The sequence below is a fragment of the Janthinobacterium sp. BHSEK genome (genome assembly GCF_056174685.1).
Map to the genome: position 1 here is coordinate 1 of NZ_JBWBYV010000043.1, position 18664 is coordinate 18664.

15 protein-coding genes are annotated in these 18664 nt (G+C 65.4%); 2 read left to right on the top strand and 13 right to left on the bottom strand.

What is annotated here, in order from left to right:
- The coding region (locus AC0V2Y_RS15660; protein WP_475418348.1) for a hypothetical protein at positions 1 to 318 on the bottom strand (318 nt) is incomplete at its 3' end.
- 81 nt (positions 319 to 399) lie between these two features.
- Complete coding sequence (locus tag AC0V2Y_RS15665; RefSeq protein WP_475416648.1) at positions 400 to 2823, bottom strand: DNA internalization-related competence protein ComEC/Rec2; 2424 nt, start codon at positions 2821 to 2823, stop codon at positions 400 to 402.
- A gap of 206 nt (positions 2824 to 3029) precedes the next feature.
- On the opposite strand from AC0V2Y_RS15665, the gene AC0V2Y_RS15670 reads away from it, so the two are divergent.
- Complete coding sequence (locus AC0V2Y_RS15670; RefSeq protein WP_475416649.1) at positions 3030 to 3863, top strand: class I SAM-dependent methyltransferase; 834 nt, start codon at positions 3030 to 3032, stop codon at positions 3861 to 3863.
- A gap of 82 nt (positions 3864 to 3945) precedes the next feature.
- Here the strand turns inward: AC0V2Y_RS15670 and AC0V2Y_RS15675 are convergent, their stop codons facing one another.
- Positions 3946 to 4128, bottom strand: coding sequence for a hypothetical protein (locus tag AC0V2Y_RS15675; protein ID WP_139143755.1), 183 nt, complete (start codon positions 4126 to 4128; stop codon positions 3946 to 3948).
- A 771-nt stretch (positions 4129 to 4899) separates the two neighbouring features.
- Between AC0V2Y_RS15675 and AC0V2Y_RS15680 the strand changes: the two genes are divergently transcribed.
- Entirely contained in the window at positions 4900 to 6885 is a 1986-nt protein-coding gene (locus AC0V2Y_RS15680) for a helicase-related protein (protein ID WP_475416650.1), read from the top strand.
- A gap of 3 nt (positions 6886 to 6888) precedes the next feature.
- Here the strand turns inward: AC0V2Y_RS15680 and AC0V2Y_RS15685 are convergent, their stop codons facing one another.
- From AC0V2Y_RS15685 to AC0V2Y_RS15730, 10 genes are all read right to left on the bottom strand, one after another.
- The gene (locus AC0V2Y_RS15685) at positions 6889 to 7362 is read right to left on the bottom strand and encodes a T6SS effector amidase Tae4 family protein (RefSeq protein WP_475416651.1); all 474 of its coding nucleotides are present in this window, start codon (positions 7360 to 7362) and stop codon (positions 6889 to 6891) included.
- Between the two features lie 242 nt (positions 7363 to 7604).
- Positions 7605 to 8846 carry a PQQ-dependent sugar dehydrogenase gene (locus tag AC0V2Y_RS15690; protein ID WP_475416652.1) on the bottom strand — a complete coding sequence of 414 codons (1242 nt, stop codon included), beginning with the start codon at positions 8844 to 8846 and terminating at the stop codon, positions 7605 to 7607.
- A gap of 4 nt (positions 8847 to 8850) precedes the next feature.
- A complete protein-coding gene (locus tag AC0V2Y_RS15695) occupies positions 8851 to 9648 on the bottom strand; it encodes a TatD family hydrolase (protein WP_475416658.1) in 798 nt (265 codons plus the stop codon).
- 12 nt (positions 9649 to 9660) lie between these two features.
- Entirely contained in the window at positions 9661 to 10386 is a 726-nt protein-coding gene (lolD, locus tag AC0V2Y_RS15700; RefSeq protein WP_475416653.1) for a lipoprotein-releasing ABC transporter ATP-binding protein LolD, read from the bottom strand.
- 16 nt (positions 10387 to 10402) lie between these two features.
- Positions 10403 to 11668 carry a lipoprotein-releasing ABC transporter permease subunit gene (locus AC0V2Y_RS15705; RefSeq protein ID WP_071076820.1) on the bottom strand — a complete coding sequence of 422 codons (1266 nt, stop codon included), beginning with the start codon at positions 11666 to 11668 and terminating at the stop codon, positions 10403 to 10405.
- A gap of 32 nt (positions 11669 to 11700) precedes the next feature.
- Positions 11701 to 12978 carry a lipoprotein-releasing ABC transporter permease subunit gene (locus AC0V2Y_RS15710; RefSeq protein ID WP_475416654.1) on the bottom strand — a complete coding sequence of 426 codons (1278 nt, stop codon included), beginning with the start codon at positions 12976 to 12978 and terminating at the stop codon, positions 11701 to 11703.
- A gap of 94 nt (positions 12979 to 13072) precedes the next feature.
- On the bottom strand, positions 13073 to 14320 hold the full coding sequence (locus AC0V2Y_RS15715) for a TolC family protein (protein WP_475418349.1): 1248 nt from the start codon (positions 14318 to 14320) through the stop codon (positions 13073 to 13075).
- A 44-nt stretch (positions 14321 to 14364) separates the two neighbouring features.
- Complete coding sequence (locus AC0V2Y_RS15720; RefSeq protein WP_475416656.1) at positions 14365 to 15687, bottom strand: HlyD family type I secretion periplasmic adaptor subunit; 1323 nt, start codon at positions 15685 to 15687, stop codon at positions 14365 to 14367.
- Positions 15684 to 17837: a type I secretion system permease/ATPase gene (locus AC0V2Y_RS15725; protein WP_475416657.1), complete on the bottom strand. Its 2154-nt coding sequence runs from the start codon at positions 17835 to 17837 to the stop codon at positions 15684 to 15686. The genes AC0V2Y_RS15720 and AC0V2Y_RS15725 overlap by 4 nt, the downstream gene beginning before the upstream one ends.
- A gap of 103 nt (positions 17838 to 17940) precedes the next feature.
- Complete coding sequence (locus AC0V2Y_RS15730) at positions 17941 to 18612, bottom strand: PEP-CTERM sorting domain-containing protein (RefSeq protein ID WP_475418184.1); 672 nt, start codon at positions 18610 to 18612, stop codon at positions 17941 to 17943.
- Positions 18613 to 18664 lie beyond the last annotated feature (52 nt).

An 18664-nucleotide genomic window follows, 5' to 3' on the forward strand; every position in this document is an offset into this window, starting at 1 on the left:
GACAAGGGCGGGTCCCTGAAATTGAAAAATCAGCGCGCAGCCTTTTCTTTCCGCCTGTTGCGCCGCGCCTTGCAACTCCTGCGACAGCGTCACATGGCCAAAAACGCCTTGCAGCAGGCGCTGCTGCACGATCGCCTCGGCGGCTGACAGGTCCGTCACATGAAACAGATACGGGTGTTGCAGGCGAACGGCGTCAGGTTGTCCTCCCTGCAAATCAAACTGACGGGACTTTGCCTGCGTACTTTGCGAACGGATCCGCGCCTCAAAGCCAAGCTGCGGCACAGCCGGTTTTTTCTTGCACCAGTCAAACACACCCATCTTCATCCTTTCAGTATCATCCAGGCAGCGCCGGGGCTGCCAACCCATGACAGATATATACCATTAATGCAGCCGCGTCCGCTAGCGCCCCTGCCAGTAGCGCGGCCGGCTGGCCCGATACTGCGTTACATCAATATTGTCGCCAAACTCCAGCACCACCGCCCCCGTCACATCCGTGCGCAGCCGGGCAATGCCCATGTCGCCATAGCGCGCATACACTTGCGCCTTCGGATGCTTATAGCGGTTCCGGTGTCCCACCTGGAAGATCGCCAGACTCGGATGCACGATCTGCAAAAACGCCGGTGTCGATGAGGTGCCGCTGCCGTGGTGGGGCGCCAGCAGCACGTCGGCCGCCAGCTCGCCATCGGCCGAGCGCGCCAGCAGCTGCGCCTCTTGCGCCGCTTCGATGTCGCCGGCCAGCAAGATGGCATGCTTGCCGGCCGTGATCTTCACGGTGCAGCTGCGGGCGTTCGGTTTTAAGCTGATGTCCGTGTGGCTGGCGGCCAGCGGGTGCAGCATGGCAAAGTGCACGCCTTCCCAGCTCCAGCGCTGGCCCGCCATGCAGTGCAGATAGGGGCGCTGCGATGCCCGCCGCGCCTCGACTGCCGGGTGACCATCGAACAGCGACGAGGCCAGCCAGCCCACTTGCACGTTCTCCAGCAGAGATATGGCGCCGCCCGCGTGATCGAGGTCGCTGTGGGAAATGATGACGCCGTCGAGCGTAGCGATGCCGCGCGCCCGCAGATACGGCACGATGACACGGCTGGCGCCGTCGGAATCGAGGCCGTAGGCGGGCCCCGTATCGTACAGCAGGCGGTGGCCATGCGTTTCCACCAGCACGGCCATGCCTTGTCCCACATCAAAGGCCGTGATCCACATCTGGCCCGGTGGCGGGCTCGACGGCAAGGCCGTCAGTAGGGGCAGCCAGCCCAGCATGCCGGCCCAGCGCTGCGGCCATCCCCGTGGCGCCAAGAGCCAGGCCGTGCCGAACAATGCCCAGCAAAAACTCCACCATGGCGGCGCGGGCGCCGTCCAGACGGCAAAGCGGCGCGCGCCCAGCCAGTCCAGCACCTGCGCCAACATCTGCACGATGGCGTGCGCCAGCAACAGCAAGCCGTCGGACAGGGGGGAAGGCAGCAGGCTGCCCGCCAGCGACAAGGGCGTGACGATCAGGCTGATGACGGGAATGGCCAGCGCATTCGCCACAGGGCTGACCAGCGACACTTGCGAAAACAGCAGCATCGTCAACGGCACCAGTCCCACCGTCACCACATACTGCGTGTGCGCGCCCAGCGCCACGGCCGCGCGCAGGCGGCGCCAGCGGCTGGCGTTCTGCGGCAAGGGCGCCGTGGTGCGGTCCGCCGTCGCGTACAGCATGGCGGCGACGGCGCCGAACGACAGCCAGAATCCGGGCCACAGCACGGCCCAGGGATCGAGCAGCACGACCACGCCCAGCGCCAGGCACAGCACGTGAACGATGCTGGTAATGCGCCCCAGCCACAGTGCCAGCGCCACCACCAGCAACATATATAAAGTGCGCTGCGCGGGCACGCCGAAGCCGGCCAGCAGCACATACACCAATGCCGCCAGCGCGCCGGCCAGCGCCGCCACCTTTTGCGCCGGCAGCAGCAAGGGCAGTTGCCGGTCCGTGAAAAACGAACGCCGCCACAGCGCACCCGCGCCCAGGGCGAACAGACCCGCGATCATGGTGATGTGCAGGCCGGAAATCGAAATCAAGTGGCTCACGCCCGTGCGGTTGAACACCTGCCAGTCCGACTGGGGAATGGCGCGCTGATCGCCCACCACCAGCGCCACGATCACGCCCGCGTATTGCTTGCCATCTAAACTGTGCGCGATGCGCGCGCGCAAGGCCGCGCGGCTGGCCTCCACCACATTGCCGAAGCCGGGCACGAAGGCCGCCAGGCGCACGTTGGGCGTGTCGGCGCGCGGCTGCGGCCGTACATAACCGGTGGCGCGCACGCCCTGCTCCAGCAGCCACGCTTCGTAATCGAAGCCCATGGGATTCGCGTTGCCATGCGGGCGCTGCAGGCGCACCGTCAGCCGCCAGCGCTCGCCCGGCTGCACGTCGCCCACTTCGTTCGTCACTGCATCGCGAAAACCTGCGTACCAGGACAGGGCGATCAGGGGCGGCACCTGCGCATTGAATGCCTTCTCCACGGCAAAATTGAAGCGCACGCCCTGCTCGAAGCGGTACGGCAAGCTGGCCACCGTGCCCTTGACGATGATGTCCTGCCCCTCGTCGGCCAGCGCCAGCTGCGGCGCCAGCGCGGCCTGGGCCAGCCAGGCCGCCCAGTAAAAACCCAGTCCCACGCCAGCGGCAAGCGCAATAGCGGAACGCCAGCGCGCTTGACGCCACAGCGCCAGACTAGCCAGCCCTCCTACCCCAACGATCACCAATAACCACACGCCCGCGTGCTGCGGCAAGCTTGCCTGCGTCTGCAGCCAGGCGGCGCCAGCGGCAAAGCCGAGTATCAGGGTGCGCATGGGAAGACAGGATCAAGGCAAAATCCGCTCGCTGCGAAAGGGACTCAGATACTGTGACCGTTTTCCACGCCTTGCCGTCTGATCTGGCGCAATGGTGGCGTGGATAAGAATGCTCATGCACGCCATCCGTCGTTGCCGTTGCCGACACTTTCCCCATGCTAAGATGGCCATCCGGCGCCCAGACGCCACGACCTGGCGGACCTTGCATGACCCCACTGACAGCGGCAGAAACTTATTTGCAGGACTTTCATCAGCGACAGGTCGGCGTGACCAGCGCCGCGTTTGCCGATCTGCCGGCCCGCACCGCCTCCGGCACGTACGCCTCTTCCTATGCCGTGCTGACCAGTCTTGTACCGGCCGTGGACAGGCCTTTGAGCGTGCTCGACCTGGCTTGCGGCGACGGTCATCTGCTGGGCTTGCTGGCAGCCAGGCAGCAATCTCAATTGCAGTTGCTCGGCATCGACATGAGCGAGGCCGAACTGGCCGCCGCGCGCGCCACCCTCCCCGCCTCCGTGCGGCTGCGGCAGGGACGCGCCCAGGCGCTGGACCTGCCATCGGCCAGCGTCGATTATCTCGTCTCGCACATGGCGCTGATGCTGATGGACGATATCGAACAGGTCGTGCGCGAAATGCGCCGCGTGCTGCGCCCCGGCGGCCAGTTTGCGGCCATCGTCGGCCGGACTTTCTTGCTGGGCGAAGTCAACGACGTATTCATGCGCTTGTTCAAGCCGATTGCCAGCACCGAACTGCCGCCGCTGCGCTTCGGCGACCGGCGCGCGGGATCGGAAGCGGGCTGGCGCGAACTGCTCGACGGCGCTTTCACGCATGTCGCGTTCGACGACATCGACGTGCCCTGGTCGCCCACGCCGGGCGAACTGTGGGCCGCCCTGAGCGACACCTATGACATCGACCGCCTGGACGATGACGCCAGGCGGCGTCTGCGCGGCGCGTTCCTGGATGCCGTGGCGCCGCTGCAAGCCGGCGACGGATTGATCGCCACCGGCTGGGGGCTACGCGCCGTGCGCGCACGGGCAGCTTGAACTGCCATCGGCGCCATGGCTTGCTGGCGTCAGCGGTAACAGGCTACGATAATGGCTGCCGCAGCGCGCAGTATTCCTCCCGTCAATTGCAGGATTGCAGGCAGGCGGACCGCTCGGCGCCGCACTCGGCTTGAGAGGTACCGGCGGCGATGCAAGCCCGCCATTCGGCAGCGCAGGCGCTATAGCAATTGGCAAAGGCTGGCGTCGCAGTCACAGCCAAACCGAGGCCTGACGCAAAAAGAAATGCAGCGAGCTTTTTATTCATGGAGTTCTCCCAAAGTCGGATGGCTGACGAATCCCCGCGCGCGCCATCCTCTGGCGCAGGGCCACATACACAGGTATGTCGGGTGTCATCGCGCGCTGGCCGTGCGTCAGCGCGAAATGGAAAATCCTGCGGCCTCCAACGTATCTTGGAGCACCGTCAAATCAAAGCCGTGCATATCAACGCGGCACGCCCCAGCCGATAGCCAGTCCGGCATCCAGAATAATGCCGTACGTCGCCGTCAATTTCAGATATTTTGAAAAGATACCAAAATATCCCTGCAAAATCTGAACCCATGATCAGCTCGCCATTATTAATTGTCAAGACAATTCAATTCATTGCGCGCCATCGGCCAATTCCTCACACAATGAAAAATACAGGCGCGATACGAATATCATCGCCGTGGCTATCGATAAAAACATACTCTTTGTTATTATCGGCGCCACGGCAATTGAAATTTTAATGTTAAATTCAAAAATCTAACAAAATTAATAAAAATATATTAATGAAAATTTCAGCCGAATAAAAAGGTCGCAGGAAAAAAACCGCTAGGCGCAAAGCACCGGATATCGGATTCCCATTCCGCGTTCAAGCAAGATGATTGGCAAGCAGGTGGAAGCGCCGCCCTCCATGTTTGCCAGTTGCTTATCCGCCTCAAGGAATCATCGTCCTACAGATCAGCGCTCGTGCGGCAGCCGCACCGTGCGCCGGGGAAAAATCTTTACCCTGCGCACGGTATAATCGGCCTCGCTTACTTCAACACCCAGGCACGACATGACTTCCTCCGCACTTCCTCCCGACACTTCCACCGACATTTCCGACAGCACCGAAGACAATAACGACGCCACCCTGGTCGCGGAACTGGGGGAGCTGGCCGAGCATATCCGCCTGGTCAAGATGGAAGGCCGCGTCTTCGTGCGCTTTTCCGGCGTCGTCAAGGCCGGTCACCTGGTGGTGCCGTATGCGCTGGTGCCAAGCCAGGGCGTGCTGGCGCGGCCGGCCAAATGGCGCAAGATGGACCGCGAGACCAAGCTGGCGCTGGTGCGCGAACGGGCCAGCGCGGCCGTCTTCGAGGAACTGCGCCAGCATGTGATGGATTTTGTCGCCGATATCGCGGGCCTGAGCGAGGATGTAGATACGGACCCGATGGTCTTCCTGCACACGCTGGCCGACATGCAGACGTCCGAGCCGGCCGGCATGGTGTTCGACCGCATCCGCCAGCGCTTCAACCACGCCATCGAGCGCCAGCAGGAAGAGCAGCACGCGGCACGCACACGCCAGAGCATCAACCTGGCAGAGTATCCCGCCTCGTTCGAGATGGCGCGCCGCCTGCCGCGCCGCTTCATCGCGCTGCTCGGACCCACGAATTCCGGCAAGACGCACCGCGCCATGGAGGCACTGGTCAAGGCGAAAAGCGGCATCTACCTGGCGCCATTGCGATTGCTGGCCCTGGAAAACTACGAACGCCTGCAGGAAGCCGCGCCGCACGGCAAACCGCTGGCCGTGAGCCTGATCACGGGCGAGGAACGCAGGGTCGTCGACGGCGCCACGCACGTGGCCAGCACGGTGGAAATGCTGGACACGAAGAACGTCGTCGAAGTGGCCGTCATCGATGAAATCCAGATGCTGGCCGACCCGGACCGGGGCGCCGCGTGGACGGCGGCCGTCTGCGGCGCGCCAGCTCACACCGTCTACCTGGTGGGGGCGCCGGAAGCGCGGCGCGCCATCGAAGCGCTGGCCGAGCGCCTGGACTGCCCGCTGGAAGTACATGTATTGAAACGCATGGCGCCCCTGTCGATGGAGCCGACGGCCGTGCGCAAGGTGCGCAACCTGCGCCGCGGCGACGCCGTCATCGCCTTTTCGCGCCGCGAAGTGCTGATGTGGCGCGACATGATCACGGAGACGGGGCTGTCCGTGGCCACCGTCTACGGCAACCTGTCGCCCGAGGTGCGGCGCGCGCAGGCGCAGCGCTTCCGCGACGGCACGGCCGACATCGTCGTCGGCACGGATGCCCTGGCGATGGGCCTGAACATGCCGATCGCGCGCATCGTCATGACCACCTGCGTCAAATACAATGGCCGCGAAGAGGAAGAGATTTCGGCCGCGCTGGCGCGCCAGATCGCCGGGCGCGCGGGCCGCTATGGCGTGCACGAGGAAGGCCTGGTGGCCGGCTACGACAACGAGACGCATGAAGTGATGCGCGCGCTGCTGAAGGAAAAGCTGCATCCGCTGAACACCAGCGGCTTTGCCGTGGCGCCCTCGCTCGAACACCTGCACCGCATTTCGTCCGTGACGGGCGAGCTGTCGCTGTCGAAACTGCTGCGCCGCTTCATCCACAATATCGACGTGCCGGACGGCTTCTTCTTCCCGCGCATCACGGAAGACCAGAAGGAGCGCGCCGTCTGGCTCGACACCCTGCCCCTGTCCGTGGCCGACAAATTTACTTTGTCGCTGGTGCCGATCTCGAGCAAGGTGCCGTCCTTGCAGACGGCGTGGGAGCACTGGGCGAAGAATCTGTCGCAGGGAAAAACCAGCACCTTGCGCCAGCACGCGTACGGCGGCGGCACGCAAAACCTGCAGCAGGTGGAAGACACCTGCCGCTACTATTCCGCGTATGCCTGGCTCAGCTACCGCCTGCCTGAATTCTTCCCCGATATCGCGGTGGCGCAAAACCTGTCGCGCGATGCATCCGAGCGCGTCGATTCCATCCTGCGCGCGCACAACACGGCCTCGCGCGGACGGTCGAAGAAGTTCAAATAGGCGTCAGCTGACTGGCCAGAACCAGACCTCGCCGCAATCCCAGTAGCACTCGCTGCCGCACACCTTCACGCCGGTGGACGGCAGCAGGATGTCGATATGCCCGCCCGCGCCACCCAGATAGCCGGGGATGCGGAAGAAGGCGACGACGCCCTGGCGCTGACCGATGCCCGGGATGGCAGCCTCCCTGGCGAATTTTTCGGGCGCGCCGAACATCGAGGGACTGGCCAGCATGTGCGCCAGCTTGGCCTGTCCCGGCTCGATCAGCGCGCCCTTGAACGGCCCCTTGCGGATGGCCATGCGGCCCTTGACCTGGATGCCGGCCTTGATCAGCGCCAGGCTGACGCGGATGGCGCAGGTGTTGGCAAAGCTGTCCTTGCCGATCAAGTCTTCCCAGCCGATTTCGCCGAAAAGTGCCGCCTGGTCGACGGCGGCCACGCTCGGGTAATGCTCGCGCAGCGCGATGAATGCAGGTTTCATGGCAGCCTCCCATCGTCCCTGCCCGGCAGGGAACATCAGGCCGATTGTAGGAGGATGCGGCGGCCCCGCACTGAGCGAGATCAAGCGTAAACCGACGGCACCCGTGATGCCAACAATGACGTCGGATTACGCGCGGCATTGCCACGCCAATCCGACCTACTTGAGCATGTAGGTCGGCTTAGGCCAAAGGCCGTAAGCCGACGACACCCGTAACGCCAGCGAGGACGTCGGATGAAGGCCGCTTACGGTTTGCCCGGCGCCGCATAATGCAGCTTGAGCACCAGACCATTATGGTCATCGGCCATATAGATATCGCCATCCTGGCCCTGCTTCACGTCGACGGGCGCGCCCCTGCCCTGCTTACCCTTGCGCTCCCAGTTGCCGATCAACTCGACGGACTTGCCCAGCGGCGCGCCGGCCTTGTCGGGCAGCAGCGCCACCAGGCGGTGGCCGTTGCTGCGGTAGCCATGGTAGCCGATGATCAGGCTGTTCTTGTACAGCGCCGGGTAGCGGCTGGCCGTGTAAAACGTCATGCCCAGCGGCGCGGCGTGGCCGGGCAGCAGGCGCTCGGGCGCTGCAAACTGGGCGTCGCAAGCCGTCTTCGGATATTCGGGACTGGCGACATTGTCGTCGTAGCAGTACGGCCAGCCGTAATGCCGGTCGGCCTTGATCAGATTCAGTTCCTCATGCGGCAGATTCTCGTCGCTTTTCAGCTGCGGCATGGCGGCCTGGATGGCGTCGCGCGCGTTTTCCGCCTGCCACAGTTCGCCCGTCGCAGGATGGAAGGCCAGCGCCATCGAATTGCGCAAACCGCGCGCATGCGTGCGCCAGCTCGTCACCGCGCCGGCCGGCCAGGCCATCGTGTATTCGCGGATGGCGCCCAGCGCTTCCGGGCCTTCCGCCGAAGGGCAGGCCTTGGCCGGATCGGGCGCCTTGCCATCGTTCTCGCAATGGTCGGTGCTCGATCCCACGTTCACATACAGGTCGCCCTTGGGACTGAAACGCATGTTCGTCAACAGGTGCAAGCCCAGGCCCGGCAGGCGCGGCGTCTTGGCCGTGCCACCGATGATGTCGGTGAGGGCGTGGGCCGGATCGCGCAGGTCGAAGCGGAAGATGCGTCCCACCTCGCCCACGTAGACCATGCCGTCCGGCCCCTGCACGATGCCGTTCGGGCGGTCGAGCTTGTCGAGCAGCAGCTTGCGTTCGTAGCCCGGGCCGGCCGCCTTGCGCTGCAACAGCCACAATTTACCCTGCTTCGGCGCCCATCCCGTCATGTCCGTGACGAGGATGTCACCATTCGTCAGCGGCAGCACGCCACGGGGAAATTTCAGGCCGTCGGCCAGCACGGCCACGCAAAAGCCGGCCGGCGTGGCGACGTCGAGGCGCGGCATGCCGTCGCACTGGGCGCCGGCCGCCGCCATGGCGGGCGCCAACACGGTAGACATGCAGGCTGCCAGGGCGCCCGCAAGCATTTTCTTGTTCATGATTTCACTCCATCAGGGGTAATCGAGGCAGCACGGCGCGCGCATTGGCGCTGGTTTGCGCCGCCACGTCGGCAAGTTCCAGGCCGCGCAGTTCGGCCAGCACGGCGCCGATGCGGGGCAATTCTTCGGGACTGTTGCGGCCCGGGTGGATCCAGGCGGGAGAAATGTCGGGCGCGTCCGTCTCCAGCACGATGGCGTCCAAAGGCAGTTCGCTCGCCATGCGGCGTATCTGCAAGGCCCGCGTAAAGGTCATGGCGCCGCCGAAACCGAGCTTGAAACCGAGGGCGATATAGCCCTGCGCCTGCTGGAAGCTGCCATTGAACGCATGCGCGATGCCGCCGTTCGGGCGGATCTGGCGCGCGTGCTTGAGGACAATGTCCTGCGAGCGGCGCACATGGGCCAGCACGGGCAGGTCGAAGTCGCGGGCGATTCTCAGCTGCTCGCGCAAAAAATGCTCCTGCTTGGCGCGCATGGCCGGTTCGCACAGCATGGGAAGGAAGAAATCGAGGCCGATCTCGCCGATGGCCACAAAATTCGGGTCATGCATGGCCAGCGCCACGGCTTCGCGCAGGGCGATCAAATCGTCTTCCGTGGCCTGCGGCACGTAGATCGGGTGGATACCGAGCGCATAGCAGGCGTTGGGCGACGTTGCCGCCAGATCGCGCACGATGGCGAAATTGGCCCGTTCGACGGCGGGAACGACGATCATGCCCACGCCCTGCTGCTGCGCGCGCGCCGCCACCTGCGGCGATTCGCTGCCGAATTCATGCGCGTCGAGGTGGCAGTGCGTGTCGATCCACAGCATGGCGGTTCCTTAGTATTGGTACGGCTGCAGCCCTTCGTCCGTCAGGCGCAGCACGCGGTCGCAGCGCTTGGCCAGTTCGATATCGTGCGTGACGATGACGAAGGCCGTGCCCAGGGTGCGCGACAGTTCCAGCATCAGGTCGAAAATCTGTTCGGCCGTGGCGTGATCGAGGTTGCCCGTCGGTTCATCGGCCAGCACGCAGGCAGGCTGCGTGACGAGGGCGCGGGCCAGGGCCACGCGCTGGCGCTCGCCGCCCGACAATTCGCCCGGCGTGTGCGTGACGCGCTTGGCCAGGTTCACGCGCGTGAGGATCTGCTGCGCCAGCTCGGTGGCCGGAGCGCGCTTCATGCGCCGTATCATCAGCGGCATGGCGACGTTGTCCAGCGCCGAGAACTCGGGCAGCAGGTGGTGGAACTGGTAGACGAAGCCCAGCGAGGCATTGCGCAAGTCGCCGCGCGCCTTTTCGCTGAGGGTGGCGAAATCCCTGCCCAGCAGGGTCACCTTGCCGCTGGTGGGCGTATCGAGCCCGCCCAGCAGGTGCAGCAGGGTCGATTTGCCCGAGCCGGAGGCGCCGACGATGGCGACGCGCTCGCCGCGGTGGACGTCGATGTCGATGCCGGCCAGCACCTGCACCTTGTAGCTGCCCTGCGTGAAAGTCTTGCCCAGGCCACGGCAGCTAAGGACGGCGGAATCGGCGGAAGCGCCGTTGGAGGCAGGTTTATTCAGATCGGTCATGGTCGTATTCAGTGGTTTATTCATAGCGCAGGGCTTCCGCAGGTTTCACGCGGGCAGCCCACCAGCTTGGGTACAGGGTCGCCAAAAAGGCGAGGATCACGGCCAGCACGCCGATCTTGGTGACGTCGGGCCAGCGCAGGTCGGACGGCACGGTGCTGATGAAATAGATGTCCTTGGAGAGGAACTGCACGCCCAGCAAATGCTCGATGAAGGGCACGATGACGTCGATGTTCATGGCCACCAGCACGCCGCCGCCCACGCCCAAAATCGTGCCCAGGATGCCCACCAGCGCGCCCTGGATCATGAAAATCTTCATGATGGAACGGGGCGAGGCGCCCAGCGTCCTCAAAATCGCGATATCGGCCTGCTTGTCCGTCACCGTCATCACCAGGGTCGACACGAGGTTGAAGGCTGCCACGGCGATGATCAGGGTCAGGATGATGAACATCATGCGCTTTTCCGTCTGCACGGCGGCGAACCAGTTGGCGTTCAGCTTGGACCAGTCGCGCAGCCACAGGTCGCCCGGCATGGATTTTTTCAATTCGGCCGCCACTTGCGGCGCCTGGTTCATGTCGGCCAGGCGCAAACGCAGGCCGGACGGGCCGTCGAGGCGCAGCAGGCGCTGGCCGTCCTCGATATTGATGAAGGCCAGGCCGGCGTCGAATTCATTGTGGCCCGCCTGGAAGATGCCGCTGACGGTAAAGCTGCGCATGCGCGGCAGCACGCCGGCCGGCGTGACCTGGCCCTGCGCCAGCATCAAGGTCACTTTTTCGCCGAGGTTGACGCGCAGGGCGCGCGCCAGTTCGATACCCAGCACGATATTGAAGGTGCCAGGCTGCAGCGCCTTGAAGCTGCCCATGCGCGTCTGGCCGGCCACGTCGGACACGTTCGGCTCTTCCTCGGGCAGCACGCCGCGCACGATGGCGGGGCGCAGCGCGTCGTCGCGCAGCAGCATGCCCTGCGTCTCCACGAACGGCGCGGCGCCTTTTACTGCCGGATTCTTGAAGGCTTGCGCCGCTTCCGCGCGCCAGTCAGGCATGCTGCCGCTGTTGTCGAACACTTCCACGTGGGCCAGCACGGACAGCATGCGGTCCGTCACTTCCTTCTGGAAGCCGTTCATCACGGACAGCACGACGATCAGCGCCGCCACGCCCAAGCCGATGCCGGCCATGGAAATGAGCGAGATGAAGGAGATAAAACTGTTGCGGCCACTGCGCTTGCCGGCCCGCGTGTAGCGCAGGCCGACCAGCCATTCGAAGGGCAAATTCTTGAAAATACTCATTATTCAGGCGGTCTTTATCGTTTCTTGATGTGTTATTCGTAGCGCAGCGCCTCGGCCGGCTTGACGCGCGCGGCGCGCCAGCTCGGGTAGATGGTGGCCACCAGCGCCAGGCCAAAGGCGATCAGGCCGATCTGCGCCACGTCCAGCCAGTGCACGTCCGACGGCACGGCGCTGATCTGGTAGATTTCCTTGGAGATGAAGTGCAGGCCGAAGATGCCTTCGATGAAGGGCACGATAACGCCCACGTTCAGCGCCAGCACGACGCCGCCGATGACGCCCAGGGCGCTCCCCAGCAAGCCTACCAGCGCGCCCTGGATCATGAATATCTTCATGATGGAGAACGGCGAGGCGCCCAGGGTGCGCAAAATGGCGATGTCGGCCTGCTTGTCGGTGACCGACATCACCAGGGTCGAGACGAGGTTGAACGCGGCCACGGCGATAATCATGCTGAGGATGATGAACATCATGTTCTTCTGGCTTTGCACCAGCGCATACCAGCTGGCACTGGCGCGCGACCAGTCGCGCATCCACAGCTGGCCCGGCATCGAGGCCTTCAGTTCGCGCGCCACCTGGGGCGCCTTGTTCATGTCGTGCAGGCGCAGACGCAGGCCGGACGGACCGTCAAGCTGCAGCAGCTGCTCCGCATCCTGCATGTTCACAAACGCCAGGCTGCCGTCAAGTTCATTGTGGCCAGCCTCGAAGATGCCGGCCACCTTCAGCGCCCGCATGCGCGGCATGACGATGCCGTTGGCCGGATCGCCCGCCCTGGGCTCGCGCTCGAGCATCAGGGTGACGTTCTGCCCCACTTTCACGTCCAGCGCCTTGGCCAGGTCGATGCCCAGCACGATGTTGTACGAGCCGGGCGTGAGATCATTGAAACTGCCCTGCTTCATCTGGGCGGCCACGCTCGAGACGGTGGCTTCCTGCTGCGGCAGCACGCCGCGCACGACGGACGGGCGCATGGTTTCGTCATTGAGCAGCATGCCCTGGGTTTCCACGAAGGGCGACACGGCTTTCACTTGCGGATTGGCGTAGGCGGCGCGTTCCTGCGCCTGCCAGTTGGGCATGGAGCCGCTGGTGTCGAACACCTCGACGTGGGCCAGCACCGACATCAGCCGGTCGGTGACTTCCTTCTGGAAGCCGTTCATGACGGAGAGGACGACGATCAGGGCGGCCACGCCCAGGCCGATGCCGGCCACGGAAATGAGGGAGATGAAGGAAATGAAGCTGTTGCGGCCACTGCGTTTCCCGGCGCGCGTATAGCGCACGCCGACCTGCCACTCAAAAGGAAATTGTTTGATGATGCTCATGCGCTCCCGCGACAACGATGATATGCGAGCGCGCAGTGTGCCACACAATGGGCATTTCATGCACCAAGTCTGCGTGAAACAGCGCACAGCTAGCCTACTTTGCCTCCTGCGCCAGGCCGAAAACCCGCAACAGCTGCCCCGCCAGCGCATATTGCCGCATCTGCGCCAGGGTCAGACGGTGCAGCTGGTCGATGCGCCGCTGCTGTATCGTGAAGTAGCCATCACGCGTCTGGATGACCTGCTGCAGGTTGCGCCGGCCCGCCTCGTACTGAACGGTCCCGCCGCGCACGACAAAGGCCATCTTCCTTTCCTGCTCGTCGAGCAGGGCCAGGGTGCGCTGCGCATTGGCGATGCGCGGCAGCATGCTGGCCAGGTCGGCGCGCGTGCCCTGCTCGGCGCGTGCCACGTCCGCCTCGGCCGCCTGGGCGCGGCTGATGCTCTCGTCGCGCTGCGCCAGGCTGCCGCCGCCGAGCGGGATTTCCCAGGAGACGCCCACCGACCAGCCCCGCTGCTGGATGGTCGACGGCGGCGGCGTGGTCTTGTTATTGAGCAGATGGCTGACATTCAGATCGATTTTGGGGGCCAGGGTGGCCGCCACGCCACGCACGCGCAGCTGGGCCGCCGCCGCACGCTCGCGCGCGGCGCGCAACTGCGCCTGCTGCGTGTCGGCATTCTCCAGCGCCTGCGCCGGCAGCGGCGCGAAGGCGAAATCGGCAAACTGCGCCACCGGCTCGAAGGCCAGCGCCTCGAGCTTGATGCGCGCCGCCTGCTGGTCCGTCAGCAAGCCGTCGTGCACCAGTTCCGCGTCCAGCTGCGAACTTTGCGCCAGTTCGCGGTCCACTTCCGACGATTTGCCCAGCTCCGCCTGGCGCGTCACCTGCCGCACCAGCTGCGTCACGTCGTGCAGGCGTTCCTGCGACTGCTGCAGGCTGCGTTCCAGGCGCCGCATGTCGAAATACGCCTCGGCCAGCTTTTCCGCGCTTTCCGCGCGCGCCCGCTCCACATCGAAGGCGGCGCCCGCCATCTCGCGCTCGGCCGCATCGAGTTCGGCGCGGTCGGCGCCGCCGTTGTACACGTTCCAGCGCACGCTCGCTTCCACCTGGTGCGTGCGGCGCTCGACCTCCAGGGTGCCATCGAGGTCCTTGCTGCGTCCCCGCGTCGCCTGCAGCGCCGCAGTGGGAAACAGCCGCGAACGGGCCTGCCTGTAGCGCGCTTCGGTGGCGGCCAGCGCCGCCTGCGCCGCAATCACCTGCGGATCGCGCGGCACGGCGCGCGCCAGCAAGGCGGGCAAGCCGCGCGCGGACTGCGCCTGGAAGGTGGCCGGCGACGCGGACTGGGCCACCGCGTTTGCGCAGGCCAATGCCATGCAAAGTAAAAAGGCACGCATCACCGCTCCTGCAGGGAAGACTGCAAGCCGCGCAGCACGGGCTTGAACACATATTGCAGCACCGAGCGGCGCCCCGTCAGGATGCCCACGTCGACGGGCATGCCGGGCGTCACCGGCAGCACCTTGCCGTGCGCCGTCAGCTGGCTGCGGTCGGTACTCAGCTGCACCTCGAAGTACGGTTCGTTGCGTTCGTCGGGAATCGCGTCCGCCCCCACGCGCACCACCTGCGCCTGCATGCGGCCGTAGGTGGTGGCGTCGTACGCCAGCACATTCGCCGACGCGCTCTGTCCCACATGGATAAAACCGATGTCCGACGGTTTCACGCGCACGGAGATCAGCATTTCCGAATCGGCCGGCACGATTTCCAGGATAGGTTTACCCGGCTGCGCCACGCCGCCGACGGTTGCCACCAGCACGCGGTTGACGATGCCGTCGACGGGTGCCGTCACGTCGCGCCGGCTGACCTGGTCCTGCTGACCTTTCACGGTGCTGGCCAGGGCGCCGGCCTTGGTTTCATACTCGCTGCGCTGCGCGCCCCACTGGCCGCGCATGCGCGCTTCCACTTCGCCAGCCTGCGCCTGCGCCTCGGCCAAGGTGGCCGTCAGGCGCGGCACGGAGGCGCGCAGGCTGTCGAGTTCCGTGCGCTGCTGCTGCACGCGCTGCTGCGCATTCAGGTAGTCGCCGCGCGAACCGGCCCCCTCTTTGAAGAGCCTCTCCTCGATGGACAGGCTTTCCAGGGCGATTTTCAAGCCCGTGTCCATCTGGGCGATGCGGCTGTGCGCCTCGGCCAGCTCGCCGCGGCGGCGCGTCACGCCCTCGCGCGCGGCCGCCGTGGCCGACGCGAATTCGCGCTGGCCGTCGCGCCACAACTGCATTTCCTTGGCGATCAGCTCGGGCGCCTCTTTCTGCCATTCCGGCGCGAACTGGGGCGTGCCGCCGGACAGCAGCGCATCGAGGCGCGCCCGGCCCGCCAGCGCCGCCAGGCGATTCTGCACGCTGGCGCCCAGGTTGGCCTCGTACTGGGCCGTGTCCAGGCGCAGCAGCAAGTCGCCGCGGCGCACGCGCTGGCCCGGTTTCACCAGCATTTCACGCACGATGCCCCCTTCCAGGCTTTGCACTTCCTGCAGGTGCGATGGCGGCGTGATGGCGCCCCGGCCATTCACGGAGACGTCGAGCTGGGCGAAGGTGGCCCAGGCCAGCACCAGCACCAGCAGCACGGACGTCAAGGCCAGCATGTGGATGACGATGCGCTGCGGCTCCCTTTCCGGGTCCGGGTGGGCCGCCGGCAGAGAGCGGGCGTTCGGGGCGTTCACGGCGCTCATGCTGTGGCTCCCTGTTCCGCCGCGGGCCTGGCCGCCTGGCTGTTCAATACGCGCATGACGTCGTCGCGCGGGCCGTCGGCGACGATGCGCCCCTTGTCGAAGACGATCAGGCGGTCCACCAGCGCCAGCATGGCCATGCGGTGCGTCACCAGCACGATGGTGGTCTCTTTTAAGGTACGCAGCCGGCCGATCAAGCGCTGCTCGGTGGCCGGGTCGAACATGCTGCTCGGCTCATCGAGCAGCAGCATCGGCGGTTTCACCAGCAAGGCGCGGGCCATGGCCACGGCTTGCCGCTGGCCGCCGGACAGGCGTTCGCCCCGCTCGCCCACTTCCGTCGCCACGCCGTTGGGCAGCTGGGTGATGATGTCGTCAAGGCAGGCCAGGCGGATGGCGTCGAGCAGGCTGGCGTCGTCGGGCTGGCTGCGTCCCAGTTCGATGTTTTCGCGCAGGGTGCCGTGGAACAGGGTCACGTCCTGCGGCACGTAGCCGATCTGGCGGCGCAGGCTCAAGGGGTCCAGCTGGGTGCTGGCCAGGTCGTCGAACAGCACGCTGCCGCTTTGCGGGCCGTACTGGTTCAGCAGCAAGCGCAGCAAGGTGCTCTTGCCGGAACCGAGCTTGCCGATCACGCCGACCCGTTCGCCGGGGCGGATGTGCAGGTTGAGCTTATCGAGCAGCGGCGGCGAATTCGGGTAGGCAAAGCCCACGTCGCGAAATTCGATGCGCCCGGACAGGGGCGGCGCCTGCAGGCTGGCCGCGTCGTCGTCGGTGGGCGCTTCCATGATTTTATTGAGTGCGTGATACGACAGCTTGGTCTGCTCCCAGCGCATGATCAGGCCCGCGATCTGGCTCACGGGCGCCAGGGCGCGGCCCGTCAGCATGCTCACGGCGATGATCTGGCCCAGGGTCAGCAGATGCTCGCCCATCAGCAAGGCGCCCGTGGCCACCACGGCCACGCCGGACAGGGCCAGCACGGCCGTGTTGATGTAATTGACCCGGCTGACGATTTCGCGCGTCTCGACGCTGTTGGCGGCGATGGCCACCGTCAGGCTTTCCCATTTGCGCCGGCTCCACGCTTCGGCGCCCAGCGCCTTGATGGTGTCGAGGCCATTCATGGTTTCAAACAGGTGCGCCGTGCGCTGCGCGCTTTCCTGCATCGAGGCGGCCACGTGGCGCGCCAGGGCCGCGCGCGAGGCGAAGGCCACCAGCAGCAGAATCGGGATGACGGCCAGGGGCACGAGCACGAGCCAGCCGCCGACCAGGGCGATCACCAGCAGGAACAGCAGCAGGAACGGCAAGTCGCCCAGGGTCGTCAGGGTCGTGGAGGCGAAGAATTCGCGCACGGATTCGAAATCGCGCACGGTATTGGCCAAAGTCCCCCCGGAAGCGGGCCGGCTGGCCGCGCGCAGGCGCAAGCACTGGGCGAAGATGTTCGACGACAGCGCCACGTCCATGCGGCGCGACGCCGTTTCCACCAGCTCGCCGCGCAGCAGGCGCAGGGCCAGCTCGAAGCCCGTCAGCACCACGACGGCGATCGTCAGCACCCACAGGCTGGACGTGGCATTGTTCGGGATCACGCGGTCATACACGGCCATCGCATAGAACGGCACCAGCGCGCCGATGACATTGAGCACCAAGGTGCCCAGCAGGGCCCAGCGGAAGACCCAGCGGTTACGGTTGAAGACATCCCAGAACCAGCGCCCCGCCGCCGGCATACTGTAAAGCAAGCTGCGCTGGTCGAAAAACATGACGGGCCGCACGGCCACCCAGCGGCCATCGGGCACTTCCCGCGCCAGCGCGGCCGCGTCGAGCCAGGCACTGCCGACGATGCCGGGCACATGGCATTCATATTTACCATCGGCAATGGCCAGTATCACCAGCGCCTGCCCTTCCCCGTTGAGCAGCAAGGCCGGCATTTCCGTGGCGCGGCGCGGCTTGCCTATCGGCAACGCGGTGCCGGCCAGGGTGGCGTGCGCCAGCGCCTGGTCGAGAAAGCCGGCGGCGGCCGGGCCGGCCTGAGCCGCCACGCTGGCGCGCAGGCGCTCGGCCTGCACGGTCACGCCGAAAAAGCGCGCCAGGAAGACGATGGCGTCGGCGATGGCATCGGTGGACATGCCGGCGGACGCGGTGGAAGTGTCAAGGGGTGGGGTCATGATGGGTTCACAATAAAACGCTGCGGCGCGCCGGTCGGGCGCGCCGCAGCGGGAACGCCATCGCTTGCGCGATGCGCGATGAGCGGTGATTAATGAGTAATGATCAAGTCAGCGCGGAGGCGCCCTTGCGGCGGCGCGCCATGAAGCCCAGCAGACCCAGGCCCGCGACCAGCATCGCCCAGGTTTGCGCTTCCGGCACCGGCGACACGGCCAGCAGGGTTTGCGAAGCCGGGTTGACGCTCGTCAAGCTCGTGTAGTTGTACAGGTTCTGGATGGCGCCATTGCCCGTGGCCACGCCCAGCATGGTATTGGCCTGGCTGACGACGGCATTGCTCAGGCTTTTGAAGCGCAAGTCGCCCGTCAGCAGGTTCGTGTTGTCGTTATTCAATTCCCACAGGGCCAGCTGAAAGGCGGCGGCGCTGTTGGCGCTGGTCGACACGGTCGCGACGGACGAGGCGTAGTAGCCCTCATACAGGCGCTTGACGGCATCGCTGGCGGCGAAGGCGCCGCTGCTGTAGCTGTTCGAACTGTTGCTTACGGCCACATGGGGATCGAGGCAAAACGCCAGGAAGGTGTTGCTGTCGTATTTGACTTCCCACAAGGTCGGCGAGATGGCGCTGCCCGAGCCGAAGGCGCCGCCGGCAGCCGTAAACAGGCTGACGCTGTGCGAGTCGACGACTTGCAGGTTGGAGGCGGCCAGGGCGCTGCCGCTGGCGAGGGCGAAAGCGGCTGCGGCGATGGCGCCGCGAACGATCAGGTGCATGGATTGTTTCATCGTGGTTTCCCTATTTCTATTATCAAGTGTGGAAAAAAGCGTGGAAAGCGCC